Genomic DNA, 25,141 nt, shown 5'->3' on the forward strand with positions numbered 1-25,141 from the left:
GGCTTAAGCCGTTCGCGACAATTTTAAACGATGTGGAATTCTGTTGCACTTTAGCACGCAAGCGCATGATATGCAACTTATGTTAGTACGGGTATATTAACCGTAATGGTTGTGGGTCCTTCATACCCGCTGCTGCTGGTGAGCGAATCAAATGTTGTCCAATCTCATCAACAGGCAGATTTTGCGGGAGGTGATCCTCGTCGCGTTCATCGGCCTGGTGATACTGACACTCATTCCGTTCGGAAGCGTCACGCCCTTTCCCTTCGCCTTTGCCGCAATCGGAATGTTTGTTCTGGCGATTATTTCGGGGCTGCTGTTCAGAGAGCCCAGGCAGACCAGATCGGTATTCAGCATCACTCTGTTTTTGCTGATCGTGCTGACGGGCTGGACCTTCGTCCAGACAATCGAACTGCCGGCCAATTGGCTGGCAAATCCTGCCTGGAGCGCTGCACGTGACTTGGCGGGCGTTCAATACGCGGCGATCTCCGTCGAGCCGGCCGATACGCTCGCATCGATTCTCTGGGTGGCTCTGCCTTTCGTGACCTTCCTGACTGGACTGGTCTTGTGCGATACCGATCAACGGGCGCGGAAAGTGCTGGCCAGCCTCGGGCTCACGGCGGGCGGTATCGCGGTATTCAGTCTGATACAATTTTCGATGTTTCCCGACATCCTGATCATCATCGAAAAACACGCCTACCTCGACAGCCTGACGGCCGTGTTCGTCAACCGCAATACCGCCGCGACCTTCCTCGGGCTGGGGACGCTGCTCATGCTGACCCTGGTCAGGGACATTGCCCGTTCCTATTCAAACCATCCGCCCGGCGAGCCGGGCCGAAACGTTCTTCTCTTGAGAGTGTGGATCTACATTCTGCTTTTGTGCGCATGTTTCACCGCGCTGATGCTGAGCCGATCACGCGCTGGAATATTCGCGACCTTTGTTGCCGCTCTCATCTACTTTCCCTGGCTTGTCATCTCTTGGAACAACTCCAGCCGCCATATGAGACCGACGCCAAGGTGGCGGTCGATAGTGAAGTTTCTTTCGGCGATGACCTTCGTCGTCCTGTTGCTGAGCATGTTTGCCGGCCAGGCGATTTTGCGTGCGCAACAGCGGCGTCTCGAGGACGATGATCGTTTTTGCATCCTCCCGGGCATCTGGCGTGCCATTTCGGAACATTGGGTGACGGGGACGGGTCTCGGCACCTTCCGCACCGTGTTTTCCGCCTATCGCGATCCGGCCTGCGGCATTTTCGGGATTTTCGATCGCGCTCATAATTTCTACCTCGAAGGATTTCTGGGCCTCGGGATTTTATTTCCGATCGCGGCGATCGTTGCCTTCTCGGTGCTTGCCAGAGTGTTTTGGCGGGGGCTCGCGCAACGGCGCCGCTTGAGACATTATGTTCTTCTTGGTCTGGCGGCGACGGTATTGGTCGCCCTTCATGCCGGGGTTGATTTTTCGCTGCAAATACCAGGCTTTGCAGTATTTTTTGCCGCTTTCCTCAGCGCCGTCGTCGCCATCAGCCTTGGACGCAATGGCGGCGAAGCGGAACGGCAATATGTGCGGCCGGTCAGCGGTCGATGATTGAACAAATGGTTTCGTGAAGGTTTTTCGAAAATGCCGATTGTGGGGTAACGCGCTGTTGACTCTGAAACGCAAGAGATTTTATAGCGGGGGCGGCCTTCAGGTCGTTGCCGGCAACAGAGAAGCCGGGTTCGAGCGTTTCGCTTGGTGAAGGGCTCGGCGTTGCCAGCCTGCCACAGTTAGAGGAATGTTAATCCGCCTACAGTGATTATTGGTCAGGGATTGTCTTGTATTTTGTAAAATTGCGAGGCAGTAGCTTCAGGGGCGTCAACACAGGTTATTCTATGGGTTGTTTTCCTATCGGTAGTACACGCGTCGCCATTGTTGTAGCGCTAACGACTATATTGGCAAGCTGCACGTCGTTGCCAAGATCCGGTCCCGATCACAAAGATGTTGATCGAGGCGCGGCAGTGAAAGTAACAACGAAGGAGCGTCGCGTCGGTATCGACTACGCCCTGATTGACCTCAGCAAGAACGTCCTGCCATATTTCACGTCTCCGCAGCCGACCTCCTTCAAGGGGTTTGGCGGTGGTCGCGGCGGGGCGCCTGAAATTCCGCTTGGTTATGGCGACGTCGTCCAGGTCGCTATCTTCGAAGCCCAGTCCGGTGGGTTGTTCATTCCGTCGGACGCCGGCAGCCGACCCGGCAATTACATCTCTCTGCCGGAGCAGACCATCGACAGAAACGGAACGATCACGATCCCCTATGCCGGTCGCGTTCCGGCTGCCGGTCGCCTCAAGGAGACCGTGGAGCAGGACGTCGAAGATCGGCTGGCCAGCCGCGCGATCGAGCCGCAGGTGGTTATTACGACAACGACCAGCCGCTCCAGTCAGGTGGCCGTGCTCGGTGACGTCAACAGTCCTCAGCGCGTCACGATCAGCCCGGCCGGGGAGCGCGTTCTCGATGTCATTTCCGCCGCGGGCGGTTTGACGACCAACAATATCGAAACGAATGTGACGCTGCAGCGCCGCGGCAGAACTGCAACCGTCGCCTACAATACGCTGTTGAAGAATCCGGCGGAGAATATCTATGTCGCGCCGGATGATACGATCTCGATCGATCATGAGCGCCGTACCTATCTTGCGCTCGGCGCCGCCGGCGTCAGTGGCCGCTTCGATTTCGAGGAGTCCGACCTCACCCTTGGAGAGGCTATCGCCAAGGCGGGCGGCCTGCGCGACGATCGCGCGGATCCGGCTCAGATCCTGCTTTATCGCCTGGTCCCGAAGAAGACGCTTGCCGCGATGCATGTCGATACGACGAGGTTTGCTGGCGATACGGTTCCGGTGATCGTTCGCGCCAATCTTCGCGATCCGGCAACCTTGTTTGCCACTCAGCAATTCAAGATGGAAGACAAGGACGTTATCTATATCTCCAATTCGGACTCTGTTGAATTGGTCAAGTTCCTTGACATCGTAAACTCGGTATCGTCCACTGTCGCCGGCGTGTCGGACGACGTGAACGATACTCGCAACGCAGTGCGCAATCTCGGACGTTGATTGAAATGGGCCGACCGGCGTCGATCGTGAATAATCGAGGCCGGCGGTCCATCAGCTAGCGGATTTGTTGAAGGAAATTGTGGGTATGGCAAGGTCAGTTGTTTATCGTCGGCTTGCTTATAGCGGTATTATCGTCGCGGCCTTTGCCGGCATGACTTCAAGCGCTTTTGCGGCTGCTTGCCTGGGGCCGGCAAATCTGACGCCCGTCGACATCAGCGGATTTACGGCCAATCCCGCCGTTCTGCTCGACATGTCCGATCCACTGGTTTTGTCATCGCGTGTACGCGCATTGGTCGGAAGCAGCGAGGACGCCCTGTCGCCGGTGATCGAGCAGGCCAAGAAGGCCAATGCCGCCCAGATGGCGGCGATCGGCGCCGGTCTTGGACGGGCCGCCAACAGCTGCCAGGTCTCGGACCCGCAATTCAAGCTCACGATCGAAAAAGCGGTCGCCGAGGCGGCCACTGCCGATCCCAACCTTGCGCCGTTGCTGGCAGCCTTCGCAAAAGTTCTTGCCGAAGGCGGCACAGCGGCACTCGGTTCGGGCGCAAGCGCGGCTGCCGCAGCATCCGGTATCGGCAATGACGGATCGATCGGTCGCACCGGTCCCGGAGCGGATGACGGTACGCCGTTTGCGGGCAGCGCTACGACTGCCGGCACGCTGCAGGTTTCGAATGCGGGGGACGGCGATAGTTCGTCGACCTCAACGACGACACTGATCAGCACGGGCGGGGCAGGGCAGTCGTCAACCGACCCGACGCAATCGACGAGTCAGAGTGTGCCCGTCACACAATAGCTGGAATTGCCTGTAGATCTTAGCGCTTGACGCCTTTGTTGGAGATCGAAATTGCTGTCGCCAGATAAACTTACGCCGCGTATCGACCCCTCCCGCGATACGGGAAACGAAGCTGATTTCATCGATTTCGACAAGCTCATCGCCATTGCTCGTCGGCAGTGGCGGATCGTTGCAGCTTGTGCTTTCGCCTTTGGCATTCTCGGCGTCGTCTATGTCCTGACATCCGTGCCGGTTTACACTGCCGATACCAGCGTGTTGATCGACCGCAGCGACAATCAGGTCATCAATCAGCTCGCCGCTTTCGGCCAGTTGGACGACGACGAAGGCACCGTTCTCAGCCAGGTCGAACTGTTGAAGTCGGACACGATCGCCTATGCAGTCGTCGACAAGCTGAAACTGGTTGACGACCCGGTGTTCACGGCGCCGAAGAATTCGCTTTTTTCTGTCGCAACGCTGAAATCGCTGGTGAATTTTCGTTCCTGGTTTGCCGATGACGTGGCTGTTGCACCTGATCCGGCAAGGAAGCGGCGAAGTGCCGCTGAAACGGTCGCGGGCAATATCGATGTCGAACGGGTTGGCAAATCCTATGTTCTCGATGTCAGCTATACCTCGCAGTCGCCGGATCTGGCGCGCGAAATCGCCGCCGCCATCGCCGACGTTTACATGGTCGATAAGCTCAATTCCAAATATGAGGCGACACGCCGGGCCGGCGAGTGGCTGCAGGAGCGTATCGAAGAGCTTCGGCAGCAGGCGCTGGATACCGACCTCGCGGTGCAGAAATTCCGCAGCGAGCATGGGCTTGTCGAGTCAGGATCCGGCACGCTGCTCAGCGAACAGCAGCTCTCCGAGCTCAACAGCCAGTTGATCACCGCCCAGGCCGCGACGGCCCAGGCCGAGGCGAAATATGCCCGCATCAAGTCGATCATCCAGGCCAAGCAGACCGATGCGATCGTGACCGACGTGCTCGACAGCTCGATTTCGAACGATCTTCGCAAGAAATATCTGGAAGCGTCGAAGCTCGAGGCCGAGATCGAGGCACGGCTGGGTCCGGACCACGTCCAGGCCGTCCGGCTCCGTGCCGAAATGGCCGAATATGAGCGGCTGATGTTCGACGAACTCAATCGTATCGCCGAGAGCTACCAGAGCGAGCTGCAGGTTGCGCAATCGCGCGAGAAATCGCTGCGCGACAGTGTTGACCAGGCAACGGGCGTGGCTGCAACGGCGGGCGAGACGCAGGTTCAGCTTCGTGAGCTCGAACGGACGCGCGATACCTATAAGAATCTCTATCAGAACTTCCTGACGCGCTACCAGGAGGCGATCCAGCAGCAGAGCTTCCCCATTACCGCCGCACGTATCATCACAATCGCGGAGACGCCGACGAAGCCGAGCGCGCCGAAGAGAAGCCTCGTTATCGCTTTTGCCATGTTCCTGGGATGTGCATTCGGTAGCGGCATCGGCGCTTTCCGCGAATTCCGCGATCGCTTCTTCCGCACGGGTGACGACGTCAAGGACATGCTCGACGTCGAGTCTCTCGGTGTCATGCCGCTGATCGAGAACAACGTCGAGGATCCGACCCTCGTCGATCCGGGCAATCCGCGCAGCATCGCCAGGGGCGGCAAGACGACGACCTATGTCGAGGAGCATCCACTATCGGCATTCGCCGAGACGCTTCGAAGTGCGAAGATCGCCATCGATATCAGCGCGGCGGATCAGCGCTGCAAGGTTATCGGCGTCGTGTCCAGCCTGCCGGGCGAGGGCAAGTCGACGACAGCCATCAACTTTGCCAAGCTTCTGGCAATGCAGGGCGCGCGTTGCCTGCTGATCGACGGCGATATGCGAAATCCCGGAGCGACCCGGGCGATTGGCCGCCATGCCGAAGCCGGCTTGCTTGAAGCAATCGTCGACAATCGCCCGCTCAAGGATCTCATCCTTCTCGATCCCAAAACGAAGCTTGCATTCCTGCCGACGGTGGCGCGATACCGCGTTCCGCACTCTTCGGAGCTGCTGGCTTCGCGCGGCATGGATCAGCTGCTTGAGATGGCGCGCCAGAGCTTCGATTACATTATCGTCGACTTGCCGCCGCTCGCGCCTGTGGTCGACGCGCGCGCCATTAACCCGAAGCTCGATGCCGTCGTATTTGTGATCGAGTGGGGCAAGACCTCGCGCAAGGTGGTGCAGTCGACCCTGTTGTCCGAGCCGGATCTTTATACCAAATGCGTCGGCGCGATATTGACCAAGGTCGATCCGTCGCAGATGAAGCTCTACCGGACATTCGGTTCCAGCGAATATTACTATAAGCGTTATTCGCGATACTATACCGAGTGATGCTCGCCGGTCGGCTTATTTCACCTGCAAGGATCGTTTTCCTTATCGTTACCGCGGTCTTCGCGGTGCTGGCCGGCCGAGATCTGTATGCTTCGATAAGAACGGCCAGCATCTCGATCGTTGCCGAAAGGATCGAGCGCGGCGATACCGTCACGAATGAGATCGCGGCCAGATATGCGGCGCGCGCCATCGCCGTGGTTGACGGACATTATTGCCGATCGGACATCGTCGCCGCCGGCGTCACGCTCGTTCTGGCGCAGCTCGATCGACAAAGCGTCAATGGCAACTACGATGCCTGGGTTGCGGCGGCCTCGAATGCCCGCCGCTATCTCCGGCACGCGCTCTCCTGCATGCCGACCAACAGCAATTTTTGGCTTCGTCTTGCCGCTGTTCAGTCGACAATCGCGGAGGAACCGCTTGCGATTGCAGAAATGATGAAACGGTCGGTCGCTCTTGCGCCCTATGACGAGTCGATCGTTTTGACCCGGTTTTATTTCTGGAACGATTTCACCGATGCAACGCTTTCGGCGGCCAGCAGCGCCGTTGACGGCGATCTGACGACGATGTTGAAACTCGGCGACCGCTGCCGGGTCAATGCCACGATGAAAGCCATCAGCCCGCAACTCCGTCCGGCCTTCGATCGGATCTGGGCGAATGTCGGGGAAGGGGCGACGGCGCGGTTTCGACAGCGCTGCAGCCGGTGATTCCAGCTGCGAAGCTTCGACGATTGAAGCTGGCGCCCTGAAGCGGACTGTGGACGATGATCGACAGAGTTGATGACGCGGTATCAGCTTCCATTACCATTGATGCGGCCGAATGGCTCGCGAAATTTCACCTTCACGCGACGACAACGCCCGCTGTTTGTGAGCGGACGTTGTTCTTGATGGTTGTCGATGATCAGACTCCGACGCCGCCGGACACCACGTCGGTGCCGGTAATGTTGAGCGTCAGAATGCCGGCGTCCGTGTGGCCTTCGCCATCGGAGATCTTGTAGTACTGGACGGTTTCGGTGACCTGATCGCCGGGCGCAATATCCTGCGTCAGCTCATAGGTGAAGTCGCCATTCGCCTTGACGTGGAACGTGCCATAGGTGCCGAGAATATCGGTAACGGCGCCGCTATTGCCGTTGACGTTCGTGCCGTCGAACTGGCGGAGGAAAAGCTGACCATTGTCGCCCGGAATGTCGTTGGCCAGCGCGTTGCCGCTGATCAGATCGCCTTCGTTGAAGCTGTAATGGTCGTCGACCGCGACCGGCTTGACCTGGGTTACGCCCTGAATGTTGAGGGTGAACAGGCCCATATCGGTGTGGCCGGCGCCGTCGGAGATCTTGTAGGAAACCTTCTCCTGAATCAGTTCGCCGTTGCTGAAGCCAATCTTGGCGGCATCGCTTAGTACATAGGTGTAGCTGCCGTCGGCCTTGACGTAGAAGGTGCCGTAATCCCCCTGGATCGTGGTGACCTGGCCGGGCTGTTTGGCGCCGACGCTCTGTTGGTCGAAGGCGCGCAGGAAAAGGTTGCCGTCAGATGTGTCGTTGCTGAGCAGGTTTCCCGAAATAACGTCGGTTTCCAAAAAAGTTGCAGTATCGTCGGTTGCGTGAATAGCCATTTGCCTCTCTCCTTAGAATTGATCTCTACCGGTCATTTTTGACTTCAGCGAGCCGTCCGATTAAGTATATCTTAATACATAGAGTCAAGCGGATGGTTAACAACAGATTGATCTTCATAAGTGTATTTTATCAATAATGACACAGGTGCAATGTGCATAAGACGATGAAAGACTTAGATAATGTTGCTTTAATAATAAGTGATTGTCTCAGATTGTCATATTGTACGGCCGTTTCTTCTCACTGAAGGAATATTTCTTCATAAGAAATTGTAATTAAAATGGTTGATGGTGTATCCGTCTGTATACCCCACCATGTAATCACTTCGGATTATAGGTTATTTCTGCAAGTACTGGCGGAGAATCGGGAAGGCAATGCCTATCATATTACCACCATGCAGGGATTTTCCGTGAGCGTTGTCCTAGCGCGCCGTAGAAATCCTGCCTGCTCCGCATCCAAGCTTGGCAACTGCGCCCGGCCCAGTAAGCCCGCTAGCCGCCGTGAGGCTGCAACCCTATCGCGATGAAGTATAATTCGCACACCAAGTTGTTTATATTGATGGCGCAAGAATTATTGCCAGATATCACGCATTTTAGTGTTTCATTTTAGCAGCCGGAGAGAGGTGCGCGGTTAGAAGATTTTCCATTACCTTGGGAGATCGCAGCATGACCGTCTATTACGTGGATTCCGTGACAGGATCCGACAATAACAACGGAACCAGTGAGAGTTCAGCCTTCGCGACATTGGCTGCTGTTGAAGCCTTGAGGTTAAATCCGGGCGATAGCGTGCTGCTTGCCGCCGGAAGCGTGTTTAACGAACAGTTTGACCTGAAATATTCTGGCAGCGTCAGCGCTCCGATCACAATCGGCAGCTACGGCATTGGTGACGCACCGGTCATTCGCAGCAGCAATGACGGGATCCACGGTTCCAAGGCGTCGAATGTCGTCATCGAGAACATCAAAATCGCCGATACCGGCGCCAACGCGATCTATGCCGGTAATGTATCGAACTGGACCGTGCGCAATGTCGAAGTGTCGAATACCGGCCTTTCCGGAAAGCCGGGGTCGGTCAGCTTCCAGAGCAGCCAGAACATCACGATCGAGAACAGCACACTGACCGGTGTTCATTCTGACGGCATCTGGATGGACAAGGTCAAGGGCATCACGCTCGTCAACAATACGGTCACCAACAGCCTGGGCAGCGCGGCCGACGCCATCCAGCTCAACGACAGCAGCAATATCCTGGTCAAGGACAACCATCTGGAGCAGACCGAAACCAACAGCGCCAAGGGCGTGCTCGTGCTGATCCGGGCGCAGAACGCCGTGGTCGAGGGCAATACGCTGGTGGGCGGCGGCTTTGGGCTGAGCGCGCAGGCGGGGACGAACATTGCCATCCACGACAATGACATCTCGGGATATGGCGGTTACAGCTGGTCCTACGGCATCGGCCTCGGCGATCAGGGCAACGCGACAAACTACGATATCAGCGGGAATTATCTGCACGGGGGCGTATACGGCGTGCTGATCAGCGCCATCGGCAATCCCGCCTATATCCGCGAGAATATCGTGATCCATGACAATGTTTTCGAGGATCTGTCTTCCTCGGCGCTGAAGGTCGACAAGCCCGCATCGGGCTCCTTCTACGACAATATCATCGACAGCGCGGTGTCGACACTGACGATGCCCGCCACCATCGCCGCCCAGAACACGTTCACCATCGGCGAAAGCAAGACGCTCGAGCAAGCGCAGGCCGAAATCGACAGCGCGGCCGGCAGCACGACCGGCGATACGCAGGTCAGCTCTCCTGCGCCTGTCACGGAACCGCTGGTCGCCGCCCCGCCTGCCGCCACCCAAAAGATTGTCGCCGTCCATGACAGCCTGAAGATCACGGAAGATACCGGCAGCGCTTTTCACGGCAACCTGCTCGAGAACGACGAGGCGAGCAACGGCACGATACTGCTTCGCCGCTTCGGCGACAGCGCGGTCGACAAGCACGGGCTGACGCTGACCGGGAAATACGGCGTCATTCACGTGGAAAGGGATGGCGATTACAGTTACACGGTCGATGCCGCCAAGCTCGCGGGCCTCAGCGGCAAGGTCAGCGAATCCTTCCTATACAAGATCTCCGATGGCGCCTCCCATATCGACGCCGACAGCTTGAGCGTCTCCATCAACGTCGACACATTCCACAGCAGCCAGAGCTCGCACATGCTTTCCTAAGGCCCCGGCATGTCCTCCGCCGAGGCCGCTCGATGTCCGTCCGAGGTCGGGCGGGGTCCGTCTGCTGGACCGGAATGTACGGGATGAGCGGCGGCAAAATGTTCCGCCCGCGCGAATAAATCGAACTATAGATTGCATTTATAGTTAACACGCTAGTAGATACCGAAGCTAACGCGCCACGGTTTCGCCGCTTTGGACCATTATTGGGCGACTTGCGCTTTTCACTTGCTTGTGACGGTATGATTATCGTACCGTTAAAGTTAGGGCCTCTGAAATTGTTCGTGATAAATTTGTATTTTCGGTCACGTTTCGGTGGGATTCATGTACTAGTGTAGGAGCGTGCCAACGGGTTCGGCGCCGATGCCGGGTCCGAGGGCAGCCATGTCAATGATCGGGCCTGAGGGGCCTGCAACTGCAGTGCGGACCGGCGTATTCGCTGCGTACGTGGTGCGGCAGGAGAGGATTGCTTCGTGTTTCAGAGTTCAACAGCTGACGTCAATGAACCGTCAAAAGCCTTGCGGAAATGCAAAAGTGGGCTGATCTTCATTGGCATAGCCAGCGCGCTTGTTAATATCCTCTACCTTACAAGTTCATTTTTTATGCTTGAGGTGTATGACCGGGTCATCCCCAGCAAAAGCATACCGACGCTGGCTGCCCTGGCAATACTGGCGTTGGTTCTTTACGCCTTTCAGGGGGCGTTCGAAGTTCTGAGAAGCAGAATGCTCGTCCGCGTTGCCGGTGCCCTCGACGAGATGATGAACGGGCGGGTGTTTCGGGCGCTGATCAAGGCGCCGCTGAAGGTCAAGATCGGCGGCGACGGGCTGCAGCCCTTGCGGGATTTCGATCAGATCAGAACCTTTCTGTCCGGCATGGGTCCGACGGCGATGTTCGATCTGCCCTGGCTTCCCTTCTATATCGTGATCTGTTTCCTCTTCCATCCGGCGATCGGATATATCGCCATCGGCGGATCGCTGGTGCTCGCCATCCTGACGTTCCTGACCAACCAGGGTACGCGTACACTCTCTAAGCAGCAGTCGGAAGCCGCCAATATGCGCAACGCTTTTGCGCAGAGTTCGATCCGCAACTCCGAGGTCATCCACGCCATGGGCATGGCGGGCACCATGGCCGAGATCTGGGACCGCAAGAACGGCGAATACCGGCATATCACCCGGCAGGCATCGGATGTCGGCAATGGATATGCGACGCTTTCGAAGATTTTCCGTATCGCCCTGCAATCGGCAACGCTGGCGACCGGGGCGATCCTCGTCATTCAGGGACAGGCCTCTTCGGGCATCATCATCGCCGGCTCCATCCTGACGTCCCGCGCGCTGGCGCCTGTGGAAGCCGCGATCGGAAATTGGCGCGGTTTCGTGTCCGCCCAGCAGAGCTGGGGCCGGCTTGCGAACCTGCTGAAGACAATTCCGGAGATGCCGGCTCCGCTGACGCTTGCGGCGCCTTCCAAGCAGGTCACGGTCGAGGGTGTAGCCAGCGGACCGCCGGCCGGCCAGCGGCTGGTCATTTCCGATGTCAGCTTCGGTCTGCGCGCAGGCAGCGCGCTCGGCGTGATCGGTTTCAGCGCCTCGGGCAAGTCGTCGCTGGCGCGGGCGATGATGGGCATCTGGCCGACGGTCAGGGGATCCATTCGCCTGGATGGCGCGGCGCTCGACCAGTGGGACGGCGACGCACTTGGCCGCCATATCGGTTACCTCCCGCAGGACGTGGAGCTTTTCTCGGGCACCGTCGCGCAGAATATCTGCCGCTTCGCCAAGGAGATGTCGCCGGAGGCGGTGGTAGCGGCGGCGAGGGCTGCCCGCGTTCACGATCTCATTCTGCGTCTGCCGAACGGTTACGAGACCGACATCGGCGAGGGCGGTGCGGCGCTTTCGGCCGGTCAGAGACAGCGTATCGCCCTTGCGAGAGCGCTTTACGGCGAGCCGTTCCTGGTCGTGCTCGACGAGCCGAATTCCAATCTCGATGAGGAAGGTGAGCGGGCGCTGAGCGCTGCGATCATGAGCGTGCGGGCACGCGGCGGCATCGTCGTCGTCATCGCGCATCGCTCCGGCGTTCTGGCCGTGTGCGACTTCGTGCTGATGATGCAGGAGGGCAGAATGATCGCATTCGGCCCCAAGGAAGAAGTTCTGGCGCGGGTCAGCCGGCCTGAGGCGACGCGCACTTCGATTTCCGAGCGCGTGGCTCAGCTCAAGGTCGTGGTCGAAGGTAATGCGGCCGAATAGGCCGGAAGGACGATGATGAGCAAAATCACCAATGAATCAAAGCGGTCCCTCAACCGTCACGTTGCCGTTGTCGGCGCACTGTCTCTCGCGCTGGTGTGCGGCATCGGCGGTTGGGCGGCGACGACCGAGCTTTCCAGCGCCGTCATCGGCGAAGGCGTGGTCATCGTCGACGGCGACGTTAAGAAGATCCAACACCCGACCGGTGGCATCGTGTCGAAACTCCTGGTCGCCGAAAACGACCATGTGTCGGCTGGACAGGTGTTGATACGGCTCGATGGAACGACGACCAAAGCGCAGCTCTCGATCGTCGAAAGCACGCTGGCGCAGCTTTATGCGCGTCGTGCCCGTCTCAAGGCTGAACGGATCGGCGCCGATTCGTTCAAGGTCGAGGAAAACATCAGCGATCTGATGACATCCAGCGCTGCCGCATCCAACAAGGCGGCGTCCAGAAATGCCGCACAGGATCTTCTCGACGGCGAACAGAAATTGTTTGACAGCCGCAAGTCGGCACTCGTCGGAATGAAGAGCCAGTTGGCGTCGCGCAAGGATCAACTGGCCGAGCAGATCAAGGGTCTGGTCGTTCAGATCAATGCCACCAATGATTCTCTCAGCCTGATCGAGCAGGAACTGGAAGGCGTCGATGCGCTCTACAAAAAGGGACTGGTCACGCTTCAGCGCTTGAACGCGCTGAAGCGTGCACGCGCCGACCTTCAGGGCAATAGCGGCCAGGAAATCGCCGCAAAGGCGGAGGCCGAAGGCAAGGCGATCGAAATCGATCGCCAGTCGATCCAACTGGACGAAGATCGGCGTTCGGAGATTGCCAAGGAACTGACCGATGTCGAGGCGAAGATCGCCGAAAACGAAGAGCGTCGTGAAACCGCGCTCGATCAGCTCCGCCGCCTCGATATCACTGCGCCATTGAGCGGCAGGGTCCACGAACTTGCCGTTCATACGATCAACGGCGTCATTGAGCCGGGCCAGACGCTGATGCTCGTCGTTCCGGAAAACGACGATCTGACCGTCCAGGCAAAGGTCGCCACCCGCGATATCGACCAGCTCCATGTCGGGCAATCCGTCGATGTGCGTTTCAGCGCCTTCGATCAGCGCACGACGCCCGACGTGCGGGCGGTGATCACTTCGATTGCGCCTGATACCGTCAAGGATGAGCGAACCGGGATCAGCTACTATCCGCTGCGAGTCAAGCCGGAGGCGCAAAGTATCGCGAAGCTGAAGTCGATCAAGCTCTATCCCGGCATGCCGGCCGAGGTCTTTATCAAGATTGCCGACCGGACCGTCATCTCCTATCTCACCAAGCCGCTGACCGATCAGATGCAGCACGTCTTCCGTGAGGAATGATCGGCGGCTTCGCGCGCCGCTGCTGCATATCGCAACCTCTCAGGCAAGCTTTGCCCATCCGGCTGGAGGCAAAGCTTGCCTTGTACCATGCTGGCGGGTGACGGATAGCTCCCGCCGCGATAGGGTCTCTTCATGATATGTTTGCGGCTTTGGCGAGCGGTGCCGACGGAGAGGCGACTGGCATGGGCGCGGGTTCTGTTTTTGGCCTGCCTCGTCATATTTTCATCGACTGGGAAGAGTGATGCCGAGAACCTTCCGCCGGTGAAAATCGTGGCTTTCGGAACATCGCTGACGGCGCGCGGGGGATGGCAGGCCGGACTTGAGGCAAAGCTTGCCGCCTGCCTGCAGAGACCCGTCAGGGTCGAGAGCGTCGCCAAGAGCGGCGAGACGTCGGCCTGGGCCTTGACCCAGCTGGACCGCGTCGTGGCCGAGGAGCCGGATATCATCCTGATCGAGCTCTACGCCAATGACGCAACCGTGCACCGGTTCGTGTCGCTGGCGCAAAGCCAAAGGAATATCGGCGAGATCCTCGATCGGCTGCATCGGCGCCTGCCGCGGGCACGGATCATCCTCATGGCAATGAACCCGTTTTCGGGACTGCGGGGGCTGATCCGTCCCTTCGTCGGCAGTTATATTTCGGCTCATCAGGCGGAGGCACGGAAGCGCGGTGTGGAGTTTGTCGACCACCGGCCTGGCTGGGAGCGCCTGAGCCCGGACGATCAGGCCGCCGCAATTCCCGACGGCGCCCATCCGCGGCCGGAAGTTGCTACAAGGATCATCGTGCCTGCACTCGTCGGACACATCGCCGGCCGCGATTGCGTAGACTGAATCTCCGCGTTCTCGAGGGGGAATGCGGCCGGTCGCGGGCTCAGCCTGCCGCGAGATAACCCTTCAAATAGTTGACCAGCGACGTCCGGCCGGCATCGGATGGATCGTCATGGGACGGACTGCTGAGGTCCTGCAGGAGATAATCTTTCAGTTGGTCATCGTCATGCGCGACATAGATGCCCGGCCGGTCGACGAGCTGGCTGACGGTCGCCAGCTGATGATCGTTTCGGTGTTCACCAAGGGCTGCCTTGCGGGGAACGAGAATGATCGGTTTACCGAAACGTTTCGCCGTGAGCACGGTGCCGATGCCCGCGTGAGAGACAATGACGCTCGCCTCGCGAAACATCCTGTCGAAGTCGGCGGGTTCGATATTCTTGATCCATTTCATGTTCTCAGGCGTGTAGGTGCCTTTGCCGATCTGCGCCAGAACCGGCCTGGTCAGTTCTTTGGCGAAGGCGTCGACCGCCTTGACGAGGCGGTCGAACGGCAGCTGGGTTCCGACAGTGACCAGGATCAAAGGACAGCTCCTGCGTAATGCGGGCCGTCCGGCCGCGACAGATGTTGCCATTGCGTGAGCCAGAGCGTCGCAATATGGCCGGCCAGCTTCCCCGAAAGGGACAGTTTCTCGACATTGGCGACGCTATCGATCCAGATCGTGCGCTTGCCAGTCAATTTCCCGGCAAGCAGGCAAAAAAGCCCGGGCGCGGCACCTGTCGAGATGATGACGTCGGGCTTGTGCCTGATGACGATGGCGAAAGCGCTGAAAAAACACCGGATCGACATGGTGATCGAGTCGCGGCTGCAATCGGGAAGGACCAGTCCGTCCCGAATCTCGTATTTGGAAAGCAGCCCCGGGATGGTGGTTGCAAAAATGATGTCGCAGCCCTCGAAGGCGCTGCGCATGGTCATCAGCTGTTCCCAATGGCCGCCCCCTGACGACGCAGCGAGAACCTTCAATTTTTTCCCAGCCATAGACAGGCATCTCCTATGTTTGACCGATGATTATAGGCAAGACCATTCCACCGAAACCGTGGCTGTAGCACGGCAGTTTAATCGAATTCTAACATCATTGGCCGGCAGGTCGAGCGCACGGAGCGGGAAAAATTCTCAATTCGGGGCAGCGGACTCACCTGACATACTTATAAACGGGTCCTGCCATCGGCACTGCCTGAAGCGCCATCTTGGCTAAGATCGGCAATAACGTCCCAGCAATCATCAATATAAGGATCATGAATGCAAACCATGGCCCGTGATATGGCAGGATTTTCACATAGACACCTTTGGCTATTCCAATGAAAATCGTATTGAGCAGATAGATCACCATTGAATTCTGGCCGAACCAGAGAAGGACCTTGTCATTTGCGAAAATCGGCAATCTGACCAGAGCATGCAGGAACGGGATCGACGCTGCCCCGCATAGAAGAAGCCAATAGGGGAAACTCCGGCCGATATAAAGTGCGGCTGCGAAAACGATCAGCCAGAGGACGATATATTTGGAGAATATGTTAAGCGCCTGGGCCGAGTATTTGCAGCTCACCATTCCAGCGGCGAAGAATACGAAATAGCTCAGAATTCGCGCGACATAAAACCTCTCCGAAGCGGGAATGAAGAAGATCGCCAGCGAGAACAGGAAAAGGATGCCGATCTGCCGGCCGCTCAGCCGCCACAGGATGGGTGTCAGCACCGAATAGACGAAAAGCACGAGAAGGTACCAGATCGAAATGGTCGGGTTGTTCGGGCTGTTCGAAATCACCGCCCATGGGCCCTGCCAGAAGCCGCTGACGCCATCGTCGACGTGAATGAACATCTCGGCGAGCTGCTTGCCGAAGACGTTTACCAGGCACATCACGATAAACGGGATCAGCAGCCGGTCAAACCTCTTGGCGGAGAACGCGCCGAAATTCCGGTCGAGCGCTTTATGCGCGCCGGTGAAAAAGAACACGAAGCCGCTGAGATACATGAAGAACGGCATGTGGAACGTGTAGATCGCAGCTTTCGTCGCTTGGTACCATGCCTGTTCGCCAAGCGTGCCCTGCATCACGAGGTGGCCGTAGACGACCAGCAGGATGCCGAGGCCTTTGCCGCGTTCGATATCCAGCAATTTTTCGCGTTCAACGCTGACCGCGGCTCTCTTCGATTCCGGCACGGCCATTGGGGCGCTGGTCATTGCCTACTCTCCTGAAACGGGTTGTGAATGGTCGAAGCTCCGCCGCCCGGCCGATCTTCTCGAGAGAAGCCGCCGCCGACGCGGCGGGACGACGGGTTCCGTCGTCATGGGCAAGACGGAGACGAGGACCGGCCATAGACCGATCGGCGCGAGCATCATTCCCGCTTCGGTCATCGCGCCGATCATGACAAGCAGGATCAGCGCGACCTCTTTCGCCTGGACGGTCTGCAGCTGTTGGCTCCTGTAGACCGCAGCAATCTTCTTGAAGATCCGCGTCAACAGGAAAGCAATCCAGCAGAGAAAGCCCGGAATACCGATATTGAGACAAATCTCGAGATAGGTGTTGTGCAGCGAGCGGACGGTGTGGCCGAGACGGACATATTCCTCGACAATGTCGGCCTGCCGGAACGTGGCGAAGCCGTAGCCGAAGATCGGCCTGTCGTAGATCAGCGGGATCACCTGTTCCCAGATATCGGAGCGGCCCGATAGCGTCAGGTCCTTGCCGAAAGCTTCCGCAACGGCCTGGGCGACACCGAGATAGGCGATCGAGCCGGCGACGCCGATGAGGATGCAGAGGAAGAGCACGATCAAAGCGCGAGCCATATTGTGCCTGACGTTCTCCATCATCTTCAGGCCGAAAATCGTGGCGAGACCGATCGCCACCATGACGACGGCCGTCGACGACAAGGAGACCACGACAAGGAGCAGGGTCAGCAGGATGGCGAAGCTTCTCAGCAGGCCGCTGTAGCGGAGCCTGGGGGAGGGCAGGCGATGGGAAATAAGCACGATAAAGCAGATCGCGCTGAACTGTCCCATTGTGTTCTTGTGATAAAACAGTCCCTTCACTGCTCCCGCCAGCGAGCCGCCCATGATCCCGAAACGCGGGAAGGCAGCCGTATAGAGGACATTTGCGAAGGCGGAGAAAACGGCGAAATTGGCCAGGAGACGTAAGGTTTCCTCGTTGCCGTAGCGCAGTCGAAAGAGCAGGGGGCCAAGCGCCAGCAGACCGACGGCCGCGGCGCCGCGAACAGAGGCGCCGAAATCGAGCGAACCGGCAAATGACGCCACGATGGCAAAGATCACCACGCATGCGAGGGGCGAAATGCCGCGGAAAAAGGCGATGAATCGGTTCGGTTCAAGAAGACAATAGAGGCCGATCAACGGGATCAGCGAATAGAGCATCAGCTTCTGAGGAAGCGGATCAACAGACACGCCCTCGTCGAAGTTCGCAGGATAACCATACCACATGCCGGTGGCCCGGAGCAGCGCGAGGTAGAATATCCCCGTCAGGAGCAGACGGACGAGCGTCTCCTTTCGGATGCCGTGGCGCGGCCGTGCACGGGCGGCCGGCCGCAGGCCGATATCTCCGTCTCGAACATAGGTAGGGCCGACACTCATCCGAGGGCGCTCCTGCAAACAATATCAGAGGGCGGCATTGGGCTTATATTCCTGGTATGCATGTCCGAGGATGCCGTTGACCATGCCGGCGCCGCGCAGCACGTGGGTCAGCGCCCGCATGCCCCAATAGGGTGAAATCACGATCGCCGGCAGCATGGCCAACCCGAGTATCACCCTCGAGGCGCCATAGGCGGCGCGATAGAGCCGGCGCTTGAGGTTGCCGTGCAGGACCTCGCTGACTGCGAAAGTGTTGCCGAGCCGGTATTGCCGCTGCAATACCCACTTCCAGGTCATGCGGCTGGCAGGAACGATATCATAGACGAGCGCCTCGTCAGCCCAGAAAACCTGCATGCCGCGGCGAATGGCCTGATTGAAGAAGAGATAATCCGTGCCCCCGGTGAAGCGCATCTTCTCTTCGAAACGCAGATTCCACGAGCGGATCAGCGGATAATCGAACATGACGTTGTTCGAGGCCGCATAGGAAATGCGTTGACCATCCTTGTTCTTCTTGCGCTCGAAAACCTTCGCCTTGATGAAATATTCCGGCGGGTTGTCGGGATAGACGGGCTGGACGGGACCGTAGACGCAATCGGCGCGGTTTTTCTCCCGGGTCTCCAGCATCGCATCGAGCCAGCCATCGACAGGCCATTCGTCATCGTCGAGAAAGCAGAAGAGGTCGGTGCCGGCAGGGGCTGAATCCATGGCGCGGTTACGCGCAAAGGGTATGCCCTGGTTCGGCTCGACCACATAGATCAGATCGTAGGCGCCCGTCTGGGCAAAGCCCTCGACCGTGGCTCTTGCACTGCCGGCCGCTTCATTGTCGACGATCACCATGGTCAGATGATAGGGGCGAGCCGGGTGCCTTGTCTGGCGCGTCATCACGTCAAGCAGCTTGGCGATCCCGTCCAGCCGGCGATAGGTCAACACGCCGACGGCGATGTTCAACGGCGGCGTGCCTGGCTGATCGGCTTCGGCCGACGAATGCGGGAAAGTGCCTTGCCGGTTCATGACTGTCCTCCGCGCAGCATATTTCCCAGACGCTTGCGCGCGGCCATCAAGGCCACTTCGGTTGCGGCATCCCGGCCAAAGGGGCCGCCGGCAACGGTGTTGCGGGCTTCGCTGCGGAGTTTGAGCAGCGATGTCGTTTGCGCGATACCACCGGCCACCAGGCTCTTGCCGAGTGCTTGCAGCCCGTCATAGCGGCGCGCCAGTTCCAGCCCGGTCGCGATCATGATCCGCGGGCGAAGCGTCTTTGCCCGGCTCGTGCCTGTGTAGCGGTTCGACGCATGAATGCGCTGGAACGTCAGCGGCGTCTCGATGATGGCGCCGCGGCCGAGATAGGCCGCCGCGAACTTGATGTAATTGTCGCTGAGAACCACATCCGTCGCCACCGACATCGGCAATATCTGCGACAGCAGGGCGCGGCGGAAACTCAAGCCGGATGTCGGCACCGGAAGCGAAGGGAAACCGCCTTTGCGCAATGTTTCCCGCTTGTCGAACAGCGTCACCTGCAACTCCCCGGGAGGCTGGTCGTCTTCTTTGGTCGTCACACGGTCGAAGCACCAGTCAATCTCGTTGCGGTCATAGATTTCGCCGATGCGCGCCAGTTTGCCGGGCAGGAACGCATCGTCGGCGTCGAGGAGAAAGAGGATATCCCCGCTCGCCGCGTCAAAACCGGCATTGAAGCTCGAGGCTTGGCCGCCGTTTTCCTTTAGCACGGACCGAATGCGCGCCCCGTAGGAAGCGAGGATCTCCCTGGAATCATCCGTGGAGCCGTCGTCGACCACGACGACCTCGAAGTCCGGATAGTTCTGCGACAGAACGCTGTCGATGCATGGGCGCAGGAACTGCCCATAATTGAAATTGTTGATCAGCACCGAGAGTTTCAAATTTCCGTCTCCCTACAGCGCCGCGTCTTTAAGCGCAAAGAACGCTGTAATGCTTTGAGTTGCTGCATAATTTGTCCTTAAATTGCTTTCGATTTAAGGAATTAGGCAGCAGGCTAGTCGATTACCGCACCAGGGTCCCAGGCGCGTATCGGCGAATTCCGGCGCGATAGCCGCGCATGTAATAATATTTCCAGATTGCCCAAAAGCGCGTCTTCGATTGCGGCAGCAGATAAAGCATCGCTGCTCGGAAGGCCCATTGCGCGCTTTCGATCCAGGTCGGAAGCGGAACTCCGCTCAATCTCACCCCTTCAGGCACCTCGTCGGGAAAGAGCGCTGGCATGCCGTAGCCAAGCCGCTCTCCTCTTTTCTGTACCCAAGCCTCGGTGACGCTGGACGCCGGTATCCAGTGATGAACCACAGCCTCGGCGCATCGGTAGGATTTGACGCCATTTGCCGCCAGGCGAATGATGATTTCCGCATCCTCGCCCATGGCGAAAATCTTTCCCGGAAGAGGACCGATATCTTCGCGATAGCGCACGCTTGTGCCAAGCAGTTCTCGCCGAATGATCGTATTCGGACCCCAGACCTTTGTCGGGTCACACGGCCCGCTTTGCGTTTCATCGACGATCGCAAAGGTGGATCCCATCGGAATCCACTCGATGAAAGGGTCTTTGGGCTCTTTTTCCCAATCGGGAACGATTCTGCCGCCGAAGACGCCATAACCCGGGTGGGCGGCGGCGCAATCGACGATCGCTCTCAGCCAGTTGGGTTCGGCGCGGATATCGTCATCGGTAAAGACGATGAGATCGCCCTTCACTCGATCCAGAGCCAGGTTCAGCGCCCCCGACTTACCCGGCGTGTGGTGCTGCAGGACGGTGATGGGCAGCTTGTCGTTATAGGATTTCAAAAGATCAAACGTGCCGTCATTGCTGTTGTTGTCAACGGCAATCAATTCCCATTGGTCATGAGAAAGCTCCTGGCACAACAAGGAATCCAAAGTGTGGCGCAGCCGGCGGCTGGCGCCATTATAGGATGAGAACACCACGCTAAGTTTGGGATTCGTCATGACTTCGGGCCTCGTTTTCGAATTATGTGGCGTGCGGTTTTATACGGATCTTTCACGTGGCTTCCTGAAGCGTCCTAAAATGGCGGAAATTACTTTCATCAGCTCAGCTTCCACGCCAATTTGAGATCGGCCACTAATTATCCACAGTACAGCATGGACAGAGCAATAGACGCCGCCACCCAGCAGTACCGTTTCGACAAGGGCTTTACCCGCGGCGAAATTATTCGTGATCGGACCTGTCAGTTCACGCAAGGCCAACAATGCGAGGATCATCGCACCGCCGCTGACCCATGATCGCCAGGTCACGAAAAGCTGCCGCCAGGGGCTGAGCCCGGTTAAGGATCTGACGATGTAGAAATTGACAACCGACACCACTATGCCACCGGATATCACTCTAGCAACGAGCAAGCCGATTAGTCCGAAAAAATATAGACCGGCGAGCACGATCGGAACTCTAAAAATGAGAAGCACGATACCTCTGTTAAACAGGGTTCGAGTGGCGCCCAAAGCATAGGCAAGGGCGTTCGAGGGGCCAAAAACGATCTGCATCCCAAGCACCGGTGCGATGAATTGGATCACCGTGACGGCGATACTCCATTTCGGACCGAGTGTCAGGTAGACGAAAGGTTCGGCTATCAGTGCTAGGCCGACACCCATGGGAAAACCGATCGCAAACAGGGAGGCCTGACTTTTTTGGAAGGCTTCATTTAATCTTGTCTTGTCGCCAGTCAACTTCGCAAAACTGGGGAATAGGACCCGCTCCAGCGGCTGGAATGCAGACTGCGTGATCATCGCAGCGACGTTGTTGCCGACATTATATGCGCCAAAGCTCGCGATCCCGAGCAGGCCGCCGGCAAGGAAATTATCGAAGCGATTTCCGATGATCGTAACGAATTGATTCAGGGTAAGCCAAACCGAAAAATTCGTGAGTTTTCGCCACGACGACAAAGTGAAGTGGGGAATGTAGGGCGCTCTCACGTAGGTCGCGACGATCGCGGTGATGGACGCGGCCATCGCCCCCGCGACGATTGCCCAATAGCTATTGGTCAGCCAGGCAACGCCTACGGCTACCACCAGCTGCGCCGTATAATTCAACGCCTCGTTCTTTGCGACCGTACCAAAGTCGAGTTCCTTGGAAAATGTCACGTAGTAAGGACTTCCTAACCCGCTTAAGAGGGGCCGCGACGCGAGTCCTGCACAAACACCGATAAGTCTCGGGTCGTTATAGAGGTGGGCCATGACAAACCCGCTGATCACCATGGCAATCGCCAGCAAAACGCCGCGAATGGCGCTGAGCGTAAACGCGGTATGGTAATCCTCCTCCTTCACGTCCTGATGATGAATGAGCGCATTTGCCAGCGATAAGTCGGTCACGGATGTCAGGATGATCAGCAATGTCGTACCCAACGCGACCAGACCAAAGTCTGCCGGTACGAGAATGCGCGCGAGAATGATCGTCATCGCCAAATTTGCGAGCCGACCGTAGAAGACACCTGACATCAACCAAAACGATGCCTGGAGTGTCTTTGCCCCTATTTGCTTGGGTGCAGTTGTCATCATGATGCCTGCTTCATTGCTTTCGCACCAAGGTGGGCTGGTTGCGAAGGTAAGGACGCCTGGATGAGGGGGCCTGCCGACCAAGCCGATGCAGATTGTTCGCGAATTCTGGGCGCGGCGGCTTGATAGAACTCATCCAAATGTTCCGTGAAATCGAGTACACGTTGGGTGAAGCTCACCGGTTCAATATGCGATATGTCCGTGACCCATTGGCTCTGAGACAAACCTTGATAGAGTTCCGTCGTCTTGAATTCGTAGGAAATCGGCAGCACCGGCACTCCGGCACACAATGATAAAATGGCCATGTGCATGCGTGTGGAGATAACGAAATCAAAGTCAGTCACTTTGTTAAGCAAGGCATCGGGGCCATAAAATCCTGAATCGACCGAGACCGACTTTCGCGTTTCTGCATCCAATCCATCGGCGATCGCCTGGGCGACGATGGAGTCGTCATAGTGGTATTCAGGAATACCCTGACATGTCGACAGAAACGTGACTTCCGCATTCTTTGTCTTCACGAGCTCCGAGATCGCCTGAGAGACTGCGCTCTTATATCGAGCCATGCCTTCTTGCGGTGAAAGCCCGTCAAAGTGCGCCCAATCGCGGACGGAGACGGCGACCCTGAGTTTTTCCGATCGCTTCGATCCCTGCCGCTTGGACAGGCGTTCCATATCAGCAAAGGCAAAAACGCTATCAGAAATCACTTTCAGGCGATCGTGCTCGACGCCGATGGCGCGCAGATTGTTTTCGGATTTTTCATCCCTCAGAAGCGCCACTCGAACCTGATCGACGATGGATTTAACTCTTCGTTGATTTTCCGGCTTGTCGAAGGGGCCGAGCGACTGTGTGAACAAAACTAGCGGCTTATTAAGGGCCAGATCCTTCTCAAATTCCTCAAACCGAGTTGAAAGATCGTAATGCTCAACGAGGTATGTCCCCCCTGTGGAGACAACCAGATCCGCTTTGGCGTAAAGAGCAATATTTTCACGCATTTGCTTCGTTAAAAGTGGGCTCCAGCCGACACTTCCGTTGTCGTTTTTCGCGGAGGTCAGCAATCTGCGGAACTCTCGCTTCTTCAACCCGCCAATCTTTCGACGGATACGTGTCGCCAAGCGCTTCCCGATCAGCGGAAGCGAAATCGACGGTGGTGCTGCGAGGGGTGTGGTCAGCGGGCGGAATTTGATATCGGGGTAGTAACGCGCGGCGACTTCCGGATTGCTGTCAAAAACAACAAACTCAGTCTGCTCGCCAAAAGTGCGACGCAAAATCCGGATTATCGCCAGCATGATGGCTGCATCACCCGCATTCAAACAGACAGTGTTTTCTATCAATATCAACATGGCGAGCTGTCAGATCCCTTTTGTTTGAAGCTGCTGGAGTGCTTGCTTCAGCGAACGAGCTTGACTCCGTTCATTGTAGCCCTGTTCGATGATCATCCGTCCTTGCGATCCCATTGTGCCAACGAGGTCGGGGCTACTGGCCAAATCCTCCATCGCACTTGATAGAGCAGGAACATCCTTTTCGTCGACCAGACGCCCGGAGCTCCCATCGACCACCAATTCCGGGATCCCGCTGTGACGTGTGCTGACGACCGGAAGTCCCATCGCCATGGCTTCCATGATCGACACCGGGATGCCTTCCATGTCGCCGTCCGCGGCGGTTACGCTCGGGAGCACAAAGATATGTGCCTCGTCCAGCAGGCGTTTGATCTCCTGATGCGGCAGGCCTCCGTGGAACTGGATTCTGTCCGAGTGCCCCGAAGCTTCTGCAAGGCTTCGCATATCGCCAAACAGTGGACCGTTGCCGACGATATCGAGGGAAAGATCGAGATCCGGGCGACGGGAAACAAGCTGCGAAAACGCTTGAATAGTAAAGCGATGCCCCTTCTTCTCCGTCATTCGTCCGATCGTGATGAAGCGCGTGCGTTGACCGGCGGGAATGGTCCTCAGCTTATAATCGAAAGCGTCGCAATCAACCCCCAAGCGTATCGTCGTTATTTTCTCAGTGGGCGCACCAAGATCTATCAGACGCCGGCGCCAGAGATCGCTGATCGGAAGAAGCAAATCCGCCTGCTCAAAGAGTTCGCGGTAAATCTCCGGGCGGCCATCCGTATATTGGGTAATATCGTAACCGTGGAAAACAGTCGTCATCGGAACTTTTATAAGCCCGAGTTTTTTCAGATGCGCGACAACGCGTCCAGCCGGACCAAAGTGACAATGAATGACATTCGAAGGAGAGCTGCCGGGCTGAAGACTGGCTGCTAGGCGCAATTTCTGAGAGATCGGCAACCTTATCTCGCTGTCGCGCATCGTGGCGAGGCGCCAGAGGGTACGGAAATCTGCGCGGGCGAGAAGCCGGATCGCTCCTCGAACTAACGCGGCGATACGGGAGAGGCGACGCTTATCCGCCTGCACATACCGAATACGATCAGAAAATCCGTACTGTTCCGGCAGGCTCGATACATTGCTGGCGGGTCGGCGCAACGCGACGACATCAATATCGACGGCGAGGTCTTTGAGACCCCGCATTTCGTTGTAAACGAACGTCTGCGTCAACTCGGGAAAGTTGAGAGAAAAATAGGTAACGTTCAACAGCAGGCCCTCGTCTGACGGCGAATGGTCTATTTGCGTT

Annotated in this window: 20 protein-coding genes; 9 read left to right on the plus strand and 11 right to left on the minus strand. The window is 57.6% G+C overall.

Features of this window, described 5'->3' with window-relative positions; genetic code table 11:
• Window positions 1-151: 151 nt before the first annotated feature.
• The 5 genes from A7X77_RS21625 to A7X77_RS21645 all read left to right on the plus strand — a co-directional run bounded on the left by A7X77_RS21625 (window position 152) and on the right by A7X77_RS21645 (window position 6,897).
• A complete protein-coding gene (locus tag A7X77_RS21625; RefSeq protein WP_064684885.1) occupies window positions 152-1,579 on the plus strand; it encodes an O-antigen ligase family protein in 1,428 nt (475 codons plus the stop codon).
• Window positions 1,580-1,863: 284 nt separating this feature from the next.
• Window positions 1,864-3,075: a polysaccharide biosynthesis/export family protein gene (locus A7X77_RS21630; protein WP_064684886.1), complete on the plus strand. Its 1,212-nt coding sequence runs from the start codon at window positions 1,864-1,866 to the stop codon at window positions 3,073-3,075.
• Between the two features lie 85 nt (window positions 3,076-3,160).
• A complete protein-coding gene (locus tag A7X77_RS21635; protein WP_064684887.1) occupies window positions 3,161-3,868 on the plus strand; it encodes a hypothetical protein in 708 nt (235 codons plus the stop codon).
• Window positions 3,869-3,919: 51 nt separating this feature from the next.
• Window positions 3,920-6,193, plus strand: a complete 2,274-nt coding sequence (locus A7X77_RS21640) for a polysaccharide biosynthesis tyrosine autokinase (protein ID WP_064684888.1) — start codon at window positions 3,920-3,922, stop codon at window positions 6,191-6,193.
• A complete protein-coding gene (locus A7X77_RS21645; protein WP_064684889.1) occupies window positions 6,193-6,897 on the plus strand; it encodes a hypothetical protein in 705 nt (234 codons plus the stop codon). Before A7X77_RS21640 ends, A7X77_RS21645 begins: the two co-directional genes overlap by 1 nt.
• 193 nt (window positions 6,898-7,090) lie before the next feature.
• Here the strand turns inward: A7X77_RS21645 and A7X77_RS21650 are convergent, their stop codons facing one another.
• Window positions 7,091-7,798, minus strand: a complete 708-nt coding sequence (locus tag A7X77_RS21650; protein ID WP_064684890.1) for an Ig-like domain-containing protein — start codon at window positions 7,796-7,798, stop codon at window positions 7,091-7,093.
• A gap of 663 nt (window positions 7,799-8,461) precedes the next feature.
• Here A7X77_RS21650 and A7X77_RS21655 point away from each other — a divergent pair.
• The 4 genes from A7X77_RS21655 to A7X77_RS21670 all read left to right on the plus strand — a co-directional run bounded on the left by A7X77_RS21655 (window position 8,462) and on the right by A7X77_RS21670 (window position 14,433).
• Window positions 8,462-10,015 carry a right-handed parallel beta-helix repeat-containing protein gene (locus tag A7X77_RS21655; RefSeq protein WP_064684891.1) on the plus strand — a complete coding sequence of 518 codons (1,554 nt, stop codon included), beginning with the start codon at window positions 8,462-8,464 and terminating at the stop codon, window positions 10,013-10,015.
• A gap of 470 nt (window positions 10,016-10,485) precedes the next feature.
• Window positions 10,486-12,249: a type I secretion system permease/ATPase gene (locus A7X77_RS21660; RefSeq protein ID WP_064684892.1), complete on the plus strand. Its 1,764-nt coding sequence runs from the start codon at window positions 10,486-10,488 to the stop codon at window positions 12,247-12,249.
• A gap of 15 nt (window positions 12,250-12,264) precedes the next feature.
• On the plus strand, window positions 12,265-13,605 hold the full coding sequence (locus A7X77_RS21665) for an HlyD family type I secretion periplasmic adaptor subunit (RefSeq protein ID WP_064684948.1): 1,341 nt from the start codon (window positions 12,265-12,267) through the stop codon (window positions 13,603-13,605).
• Between the two features lie 132 nt (window positions 13,606-13,737).
• The gene (locus A7X77_RS21670) at window positions 13,738-14,433 is read left to right on the plus strand and encodes an SGNH/GDSL hydrolase family protein (RefSeq protein ID WP_064684893.1); all 696 of its coding nucleotides are present in this window, start codon (window positions 13,738-13,740) and stop codon (window positions 14,431-14,433) included.
• Between the two features lie 40 nt (window positions 14,434-14,473).
• Here A7X77_RS21670 and A7X77_RS21675 read toward each other — a convergent pair whose 3' ends face one another.
• The 10 genes from A7X77_RS21675 to A7X77_RS21720 form a co-directional block, all read right to left on the minus strand.
• The gene (locus A7X77_RS21675; protein ID WP_064684894.1) at window positions 14,474-14,950 is read right to left on the minus strand and encodes a glycosyltransferase; all 477 of its coding nucleotides are present in this window, start codon (window positions 14,948-14,950) and stop codon (window positions 14,474-14,476) included.
• The gene (locus A7X77_RS21680; RefSeq protein WP_064684895.1) at window positions 14,947-15,405 is read right to left on the minus strand and encodes a glucuronosyltransferase; all 459 of its coding nucleotides are present in this window, start codon (window positions 15,403-15,405) and stop codon (window positions 14,947-14,949) included. Before A7X77_RS21680 ends, A7X77_RS21675 begins: the two co-directional genes overlap by 4 nt.
• A gap of 154 nt (window positions 15,406-15,559) precedes the next feature.
• Window positions 15,560-16,600 carry an acyltransferase family protein gene (locus tag A7X77_RS21685; RefSeq protein ID WP_082928842.1) on the minus strand — a complete coding sequence of 347 codons (1,041 nt, stop codon included), beginning with the start codon at window positions 16,598-16,600 and terminating at the stop codon, window positions 15,560-15,562.
• A gap of 3 nt (window positions 16,601-16,603) precedes the next feature.
• Window positions 16,604-17,998, minus strand: a complete 1,395-nt coding sequence (locus A7X77_RS21690) for an O-antigen ligase family protein (protein ID WP_064684897.1) — start codon at window positions 17,996-17,998, stop codon at window positions 16,604-16,606.
• Between the two features lie 24 nt (window positions 17,999-18,022).
• A complete protein-coding gene (locus tag A7X77_RS21695; RefSeq protein WP_064684898.1) occupies window positions 18,023-19,006 on the minus strand; it encodes a glycosyltransferase family A protein in 984 nt (327 codons plus the stop codon).
• A complete protein-coding gene (locus A7X77_RS21700; protein WP_064684899.1) occupies window positions 19,003-19,887 on the minus strand; it encodes a glycosyltransferase family 2 protein in 885 nt (294 codons plus the stop codon). The genes A7X77_RS21695 and A7X77_RS21700 overlap by 4 nt, the downstream gene beginning before the upstream one ends.
• A gap of 121 nt (window positions 19,888-20,008) precedes the next feature.
• Window positions 20,009-20,953 carry a glycosyltransferase gene (locus tag A7X77_RS21705; protein ID WP_064684900.1) on the minus strand — a complete coding sequence of 315 codons (945 nt, stop codon included), beginning with the start codon at window positions 20,951-20,953 and terminating at the stop codon, window positions 20,009-20,011.
• Between the two features lie 39 nt (window positions 20,954-20,992).
• On the minus strand, window positions 20,993-22,513 hold the full coding sequence (locus A7X77_RS21710; RefSeq protein WP_064684901.1) for a lipopolysaccharide biosynthesis protein: 1,521 nt from the start codon (window positions 22,511-22,513) through the stop codon (window positions 20,993-20,995).
• Entirely contained in the window at window positions 22,510-23,850 is a 1,341-nt protein-coding gene (locus A7X77_RS21715) for a polysaccharide pyruvyl transferase family protein (protein WP_064684902.1), read from the minus strand. The genes A7X77_RS21710 and A7X77_RS21715 overlap by 4 nt, the downstream gene beginning before the upstream one ends.
• A gap of 9 nt (window positions 23,851-23,859) precedes the next feature.
• Window positions 23,860-25,101: a glycosyltransferase gene (locus A7X77_RS21720; RefSeq protein ID WP_082928843.1), complete on the minus strand. Its 1,242-nt coding sequence runs from the start codon at window positions 25,099-25,101 to the stop codon at window positions 23,860-23,862.
• Window positions 25,102-25,141: the final 40 nt, after the last annotated feature.

This window comes from Rhizobium bangladeshense (genome assembly GCF_001662075.1).
Lineage (GTDB): Bacteria > Pseudomonadota > Alphaproteobacteria > Rhizobiales > Rhizobiaceae > Rhizobium > Rhizobium bangladeshense_B.

Coding starts and splice junctions, on each gene's coding strand:
- A7X77_RS21625 (WP_064684885.1), top strand. CDS start 152: ATGTTGTCCAATCTCATCAACAGGCAGATTTTGCGGGAGGTGATCCTC.
- A7X77_RS21630 (WP_064684886.1), top strand. CDS start 1,864: ATGGGTTGTTTTCCTATCGGTAGTACACGCGTCGCCATTGTTGTAGCG.
- A7X77_RS21635 (WP_064684887.1), top strand. CDS start 3,161: ATGGCAAGGTCAGTTGTTTATCGTCGGCTTGCTTATAGCGGTATTATC.
- A7X77_RS21645 (WP_064684889.1), top strand. CDS start 6,193: ATGCTCGCCGGTCGGCTTATTTCACCTGCAAGGATCGTTTTCCTTATC.
- A7X77_RS21650 (WP_064684890.1), bottom strand. CDS start 7,798: ATGGCTATTCACGCAACCGACGATACTGCAACTTTTTTGGAAACCGAC.
- A7X77_RS21655 (WP_064684891.1), top strand. CDS start 8,462: ATGACCGTCTATTACGTGGATTCCGTGACAGGATCCGACAATAACAAC.
- A7X77_RS21665 (WP_064684948.1), top strand. CDS start 12,265: ATGAGCAAAATCACCAATGAATCAAAGCGGTCCCTCAACCGTCACGTT.
- A7X77_RS21670 (WP_064684893.1), top strand. CDS start 13,738: ATGATATGTTTGCGGCTTTGGCGAGCGGTGCCGACGGAGAGGCGACTG.
- A7X77_RS21680 (WP_064684895.1), bottom strand. CDS start 15,405: ATGGCTGGGAAAAAATTGAAGGTTCTCGCTGCGTCGTCAGGGGGCGGC.
- A7X77_RS21685 (WP_082928842.1), bottom strand. CDS start 16,600: ATGACCAGCGCCCCAATGGCCGTGCCGGAATCGAAGAGAGCCGCGGTC.
- A7X77_RS21690 (WP_064684897.1), bottom strand. CDS start 17,998: ATGAGTGTCGGCCCTACCTATGTTCGAGACGGAGATATCGGCCTGCGG.
- A7X77_RS21695 (WP_064684898.1), bottom strand. CDS start 19,006: ATGAACCGGCAAGGCACTTTCCCGCATTCGTCGGCCGAAGCCGATCAG.
- A7X77_RS21705 (WP_064684900.1), bottom strand. CDS start 20,953: ATGACGAATCCCAAACTTAGCGTGGTGTTCTCATCCTATAATGGCGCC.
- A7X77_RS21710 (WP_064684901.1), bottom strand. CDS start 22,513: ATGATGACAACTGCACCCAAGCAAATAGGGGCAAAGACACTCCAGGCA.
- A7X77_RS21715 (WP_064684902.1), bottom strand. CDS start 23,850: ATGTTGATATTGATAGAAAACACTGTCTGTTTGAATGCGGGTGATGCA.